Genomic DNA, 6,837 nt, shown 5'->3' with positions numbered 1-6,837 from the left:
TCTGCGGCTTTTCCTCGACCTGGCTTACGCCACCGCCCTGACCTTCGAGCGTCAGGATCAGCGAGCCTTCGGAGACGTTGTCGCCAATCTTGACCTTCACTTCCTTGACCGTTCCCGCTGCGTCCAGGCCTGCCGGACAAAAACCCGCAGGCGGCGGATCGCAGGACGTGAAGGTGCCGGACATCGGCGATTTCACGGACATCCCGGTCATTGAAATCCACGTGAAGGCCGGCGATACGGTCGAGAAAGAGCAGTCGCTCGTCACGCTGGAATCCGATAAAGCCACCATGGACGTGCCGTCGCCCGCAGCGGGAACGGTCAAGGAAGTGAAGGTCAAGATTGGCGACAACGTCTCCGAAGGCTCGCTGATCCTGACGCTCGAAGGTCAGGGCGGTGGCGTAAGCCAGGTCGAGGAAAAGCCGCAGACCGCCGCGCCGCAGCCCGCCGAAAAGGCAAGCGCTGCGCCCGCGCCGAAGGCCGCATCGTTCTCCGGTTCCGCGGATATCGAGTGCGACATGCTCGTGCTGGGCGCGGGTCCCGGTGGGTATTCGGCAGCGTTTCGCGCGGCGGACCTGGGTATGAACACGGTCATCGTCGAACGCTATGCAACGCTTGGCGGCGTCTGCCTGAACGTCGGCTGCATTCCGTCGAAGGCGTTGCTTCACGCTGCATCGATTACCGAAGAAGCCAAGGCGCTCGCGCACCATGGCATCTCGTTCGGTGAACCGACTATCGACCTCGACAAGCTGCGCGACTTCAAGTCGGGCGTGGTCAAGAAACTGACTGGTGGGCTCGCCGGCATGGCGAAGGCGCGCAAGGTCCAGGTGGTGACGGGCGTCGGCAAGTTCGTTGGCCCGAACCACATGGAGATCGAAGGCGAGGGCGGCAAGAAGGTCGTGCAGTTCAAGAAGGCGATCATCGCGGCCGGTTCGCAAGCCGTGAAGCTGCCGTTCATGCCGGAAGACCCGCGCGTTGTCGACTCGACCGGCGCACTCGAATTGCGCCAGATTCCGAAGCGCATGCTGGTGATCGGCGGCGGCATCATCGGCCTGGAAATGGCGACGGTGTACGCGGCGCTCGGTGCGCAGATCGATGTGGTCGAAATGCTCGATGGCCTGATGGCCGGCGCCGATCGCGACCTGGTGAAGGTGTGGGAGAAGTTCAACGCCAAGCGCTTCGCGAACGTCATGCTCAAGACGAAGACCACGAAGGCGCAAGCCCGGGAAGACGGCATCTACGTGAGCTTCGAAGGCGAAAAAGCTCCTGCCGATGCACAGCGCTATGACCTGGTGCTCGTGGCTGTAGGCCGCAGCCCGAACGGCGGCAAGATCGGCGCGGACAAGGCGGGCGTGGCGGTGACGGATCGCGGTTTCATCAACGTCGACAAGCAGTTGCGCACGAACGTCGAGCACATTTTTGCCATCGGCGATCTGGTCGGTCAGCCGATGCTCGCGCACAAGGCGGTGCATGAAGGCCACGTTGCAGCCGAAGCCGCGCATGGCGAGAAGGCGTACTTCGATGCGTTACAGATTCCGTCCGTCGCCTATACCGATCCCGAAGTGGCATGGGCCGGCAAGACCGAGGATCAGTGCAAGGCCGAAGGCATCAAGTATGGCAAGGCAGTGTTCCCTTGGGCTGCATCGGGGCGGGCGATTGCCAATGGCCGCGACGAAGGGTTCACCAAGCTCATCTTCGACGAAGAGACGCACCGGATCATCGGCGGCGGGATCGTGGGAACGAGCGCGGGCGACCTGATCAGCGAGGTGTGCCTGGCTATCGAAATGGGCGCGGACGCGGAGGATATCGGCAAGACGATCCATCCGCACCCGACGCTCGGTGAATCGATCGGAATGGCCGCCGAGTTGTACGAAGGCGTGTGTACCGACCTGCCGCCGCAGCGCAAGAAGTAACGGCCGGCAGTCGAATGTAAAAGCGGCGCGTTCTGCGAAGAACGCGCCGCTTTTTCCTGTCTTGCCACACTTCCCGAAGAGCGTAAAAAAACCGCTCGGGCGTGAACTGGAGCGGTTCTTTTTGCTACGCGACTTTCAAGCATTTGCGCGAATCTTTTCGGATGCAAATGCTCGAGCTACATCGCTTAAGCAGGCTTCTTTACGGCAGCGCGCGAAGCTTGAGCGGTTGCCTGCGATGCAGCCTTCGTGGCGGCCGTAGCGGCTGCGTTGAAGTTGCTTTCCGCGATTTCAACGGCTTGCTTGCTTGCCTTGTGAATGGTTTCGTACGTGGTGTTGGCGGCGGTAATGGCCGACTTCATCACGGCGACTGCCGTTTCCGAACCTGCCGGTGCGTTCTTGGCGACGTTGTCGACAAGTGCCTGCACCTTGCGGTTCTGGTCTTCGTACTGGGCTTCGGCAACGCGTGCGAATTCAGCTTGCGTGGACGATGCGATCTCATACAGGTGGCGACCATACGACAGCGCCTTTTCGGCAACCGGCTGAGCGAGGCTGGCTTGAAGTGCGAGCAATTCTTGCGCGTCCTTCACCGACAACACGCGCTGCGTGTTTTCCTGGCTTTCAGCCAGCGTCGACTTCACGACTTGCAGGTTCAGCTCAAGCAGCTTTTCCATGCCTTCGAATGCCTTGTTCGTCAGACCGAACAGCATGTCGAATTGGGCTTTGTTTGCAGCGGCGATTTGTTCCGGGGTCAAAAGGGTCATGTCACGCTCCTGAAAGTCGACCCATCATCAGCGCGGGTCGTGGGTTTTGGCGGTGCCGGATCTCCGGCAGCCGTATGAGGCGAAACAGCTATTGGTGCGTCGCAACATGGAACCATTCTAGGCATATTCCTAAAGATGTCAAGCGTCTTTTTGTGCGTCGCAGCATGAGACGAAATGTTATTAAACAACGGCTTACGTAAGCTAAGTTGTTCTATGGAACCATATTTCGAGATGGAAGGCACCAGTTTGGGGCGACGGGCGCAAACGATTCCAATGCTAGGATCACGCGTCGACAAATTGGAATTCCGTTTCAATGAAGGCTTATTACAGCGACCGCTTCGTGCTGCCCTTACCATCCGGTCATCGCTTTCCGATGCAGAAGTACCGGATGTTGCGCGAACGCGTCGAAGCCGAGTTGCCGGATGTCGAACTGGACGAGGCGCCCATCGCGTCTGATTCGGATCTCGAGCGCGCGCATGCCGCGGATTTCGTCGCTCGGGTTGCGACGGGTTTGCTGAATGCGCAAGAGCAGCGGGAAATCGGTTTTCCATGGTCGCCCGAAATGGTCGAACGGTCGCGGCGGTCGGTGGGTGCGACCATCGCGGCATGTCGCGCGGCACTGCGGGACGGATTTGCCGCGAATCTGGCTGGAGGCACGCATCATTCGTACGCTTCTCGCGGCGCGGGATTCTGTGTCTTCAACGACGCAGCCGTCGCGGCCCGCGTCATGCAGGCCGAGGCGCTCAAGCGGGGCGAGGACATATTGCAAGTTGCGATCGTCGATCTGGACGTGCATCAAGGCAACGGCACGGCGGCTATCTTCCAGGACGATCCAAGCGTCTTCACGCTGTCCTTGCATGGCGAGTCGAATTATCCGTTCAGCAAGGAGACGAGTGATCTCGATGTCGCGCTGCCCGATGGCTGCGACGACGCCAACTATATGGAAGCGCTGGAAAAAGCACTGGCGACGATGTTCGATCGCGTTCAGCCGGCAATGCTTATCTATCTGGCGGGCGCCGATCCCCACGCGGGTGATCGCCTGGGACGGCTGGCGCTGTCAATCGATGGATTCGCCCGGCGCGACTCATTGGTGTTCGCTATGGCGGCCAAGCGCGGCTTGCCGGTTGCGATTACGATGGCGGGCGGTTATGGCCGCGACATCGACGTGACTGTCGATGTGCATCTGCAAACCATCCAGCTCGCCGCGGTCGCGGCTGGTTTGAGACGGGCAAAGCATGCCGGGCTTACCGGCGGGGACGGTTGATTTGAAAAGGTTTGAAACGGTGTACACCAAAATTGTTAAACCAACGTTAACATTCGAAGTGGGCTGAAAATCGTCATAGTTTGTATGAACAAAAACTCGCGAACTTGGTCGAATCGCCGGTCGCTTTACTCGCAGTTACGGATTACCTGAACACTCACTTCTGTCGATTCACTCGCTCTTGGCGAAATTTCGCTTTTAAGGTAGCACGCATGTTTTTCGCGGACGCCCTCCAAGCTGCCTCAAAAAGTGCCTTAAGTTTCACGAACTATTGCCGTTAGTTCGTTGATAGCCAAAGCTCTGCAATTACTTATGACGATCAAAACGATTGTGCTGATTGTCATGTTTTCTTACGATTAGGCCCTGAAACGTGTCCGGCTCCAAGGATCGTCTCTTACAATCCAGTTTAAGTACTGCCCATAAGTGCTTAATATTGCTAATTTTTCGAAGCTTTACTACACTGGCGACACTCTCTCGCCGGTCCAGAACAGAACACTAATGAAAACCGAAATGTTTTCGTCGCTCAGGGTGATCCACGGCGTTGCAGTCCGCACTGCGCTGTCGGTTGCCGTGTCGGTGGCGCTCGCGACGTCTTTCGCAGCCGCACCGGTCGACGCTTTAGCCAAGACCCCAACATCAAAAACCGCAAAAAAATCCACCAAGCCTGCCGCTGCTGCCGCGCCGCAAGCAAAGTCCGCCAAGCTGTCGAAGGTCGGCGCGCGTGCGCCCAAAGGCGCAAAGACGGCTAAAGTCGCTGCTGCTGCTCCCGCCGATGACGATGCAGTGCCCGCTGCGCGCGGTACCCGCCGGCATCGGGTGAGCTACCGGATGGATGCACATGGCCGTCGTGCCGCCGTGCGTTCGGTTGCGTATCAGCCACGTCCGCCGACCGTTGGGCAGGCGTTCGGTTTGCACGAAACGCCGGACAGCCTTGCGCTGCGTTCGAGCGTCGCATACGTGGTCGACCAGAACACGTCGGAAACCCTCTTCGATAAAAACTCGCGCGCCGTCGTGCCCATCGCCTCCATCACGAAGCTGATGACCGCCATGGTCGTGCTCGATTCGAAAGCGCCGCTGACGGAAGAAATCGACGTCACCGACGAAGACCGCGACTATGAGAAATACACTGGCTCGCGCTTGTCCGTCGGTTCTGAATTGAATCGCGAAGACATGCTGCATATTGCGCTGATGGCATCGGAGAATCGGGCCGCCGCAGCGTTGTCGCGTTATTACCCGAATGGCCGGCCGGGTTTCATCGCTGCGATGAATGCGAAGGCGCGGATGCTCGGCATGACCGACACGCACTTCGAAAATTCGACCGGATTGACGAGCCTGAACGTGTCGAGCGCACGCGATCTCGTGAAGATGGTCAACGCGGCGTATCAATATCCGCTGATCCGGAAGTTCTCGACCGATCGCAGCTACGACGTATTCACCGGCAAGCGCAATCTGGCTTACAACAGCACGAATGCCTTGATTCGCAATCCGAGCTGGGACATCGGCTTGCAAAAAACCGGCTTCATCAACGAGGCGGGTGAGTGCCTCGTGATGCAGACGACCATCCACGGCCGTCCGGTCGTGATGGTACTTCTGGATTCGTCGGGCAAATATTCACGTTTCGCCGATGCCGGGCGTCTGCGCGGTTTCCTCGAAACCGCCGGAGAACCGCAAATCACCAGCGCCGATGCCGGTGGCGGTGGTACCTGATCTGCGAGGACGCCAGAAGCGAAAAAAAGCCGGTTTTATCGAAAGATAAACCGGCTTTTGCATTCCTGGCCCGAACAGACGGCGTGTCTAGCGCTGCTGGGAATCGGCGCTTGGTTCCGGCCGATAACCCAGCGAACGCGAAATCTCGAGCGCGGTCCCGCTCAACTGGTTCAGCCACGAATCCTGCAGTCGGTCTGCCGGCGCGGACAGCGATAAACCCGCGACGAGCCGGCCGGTATCGTCGTAGATTCCTGCCGCGATACAGCGCACGCCGAGTTCAAGTTCCTCGTTATCCCGCGCGCATGCCTGGCTGCGTACGAACGACAATTCGCGCTCCAGCTTGGCAAGATCGGTAATGCTGTTTTGCGTGTGGCCTGAGAGGCCGGTGCGCGTAGCGTAGGCGCGGACTCGGGCGGATTCGTCGGCCGCGAGAAAGAGTTTCCCCACCGATGTCAGATGCAAGGGCGCGCGTCCGCCAATGGCACGCACGACCTGCATGCCCGAACGCTCCGAATAAGCCCGCTCTATATAGACGATTTCGTCGCCCTGACGCACCGACAGGTTCACGGTCTGCCCGGTTTCGCGATGCAGCTCGCGCATGGGCGGCATGGCGGCTTCCCGAACCGAAAGCCGCGCCTTCACCAGATTGCCGAGTTCCAGCAGACGCATGCCGAGCCGGTAAGTGCCTGGATCGGAACGGTCAACCAGCCGGCAGGTCACCATGTCGTTCAGGATGCGGTGCGCGGTCGAAGGATGCAGCGACGTGCTCTGCGAGAGTTCTTTGAGACTGACGGGATCGGTATGCGCGGCAAGCGCATCGAGCAGACGCATCATGCGCTCGATCACCTGAATGGACGTTCTGGATTCCGGGCTCGTATCGCTCATGGAGAAAATCAGTTGATACGTCAAACAGTGGAACTGTGATTGTATCTCGTATTGTGAAAAGAGCGAAAGGCGGTCGAGCGCAGTCACGCCCGGGTAGTGGGGCCAACGGTGAAACGCAAAACAAAAAAACCGTCCGGGATCACATGTGGATCGAAGACGGTTTTTTGTGCGATAAGAAGGCGAGACGTCAGTGATTGCGTTCTGAAGTCTGCGGCGAAGGTTTCCCCCAGTTCGAACGGCCAACGTACGGCGTGCGCGCTTGCTGTTGCTGCGGTTGGGGTTGTGGCCCTGGCGCAGCGCCACAACCCCAACA

7 protein-coding genes are annotated in these 6,837 nt (G+C 59.1%); 3 read left to right on the top strand and 4 right to left on the bottom strand.

Going from position 1 to position 6,837, the window contains the following annotated elements; all coding sequences use genetic code 11:
• Positions 1–184: hypothetical protein (locus ACRXB1_RS26725; RefSeq protein WP_449493744.1), on the bottom strand; the 184-nt coding region annotated here is incomplete at its 3' end.
• On the opposite strand from ACRXB1_RS26725, the gene lpdA reads away from it, so the two are divergent.
• Positions 168–1,910, top strand: a complete 1,743-nt coding sequence (gene lpdA, locus ACRXB1_RS26720) for a dihydrolipoyl dehydrogenase (protein ID WP_444826135.1) — start codon at positions 168–170, stop codon at positions 1,908–1,910. The genes ACRXB1_RS26725 and lpdA overlap by 17 nt on opposite strands.
• Positions 1,911–2,095: 185 nt before the next feature.
• On the opposite strand, the gene ACRXB1_RS26715 is transcribed toward lpdA, so the two are convergent.
• Positions 2,096–2,671 (bottom strand): phasin family protein, encoded by a 576-nt coding sequence (locus tag ACRXB1_RS26715; RefSeq protein ID WP_061999048.1) that lies wholly within the window; start codon positions 2,669–2,671, stop codon positions 2,096–2,098.
• A 313-nt stretch (positions 2,672–2,984) separates the two neighbouring features.
• On the opposite strand from ACRXB1_RS26715, the gene ACRXB1_RS26710 reads away from it, so the two are divergent.
• Together ACRXB1_RS26710 and pbpG are read left to right on the top strand one after the other, a co-directional pair.
• Positions 2,985–3,935: a histone deacetylase family protein gene (locus ACRXB1_RS26710; protein ID WP_449493743.1), complete on the top strand. Its 951-nt coding sequence runs from the start codon at positions 2,985–2,987 to the stop codon at positions 3,933–3,935.
• 495 nt (positions 3,936–4,430) lie between these two features.
• The gene (gene pbpG, locus ACRXB1_RS26705) at positions 4,431–5,639 is read left to right on the top strand and encodes a D-alanyl-D-alanine endopeptidase (protein WP_061999050.1); all 1,209 of its coding nucleotides are present in this window, start codon (positions 4,431–4,433) and stop codon (positions 5,637–5,639) included.
• 87 nt (positions 5,640–5,726) lie between these two features.
• On the opposite strand, the gene ACRXB1_RS26700 is transcribed toward pbpG, so the two are convergent.
• Both ACRXB1_RS26700 and ACRXB1_RS26695 read right to left on the bottom strand, forming a co-directional pair.
• Positions 5,727–6,524 carry an IclR family transcriptional regulator gene (locus ACRXB1_RS26700; protein ID WP_062000796.1) on the bottom strand — a complete coding sequence of 266 codons (798 nt, stop codon included), beginning with the start codon at positions 6,522–6,524 and terminating at the stop codon, positions 5,727–5,729.
• 83 nt (positions 6,525–6,607) lie between these two features.
• The coding region (locus tag ACRXB1_RS26695) for a hypothetical protein (RefSeq protein WP_449493742.1) at positions 6,608–6,837 on the bottom strand (230 nt) is incomplete at its 5' end.

Source organism: Caballeronia sp. M23-90, from assembly GCF_053574605.1.
Note: the sequence above shows the minus strand (reverse complement) of the source record. Positions and strands in the feature narration are given on the sequence as shown.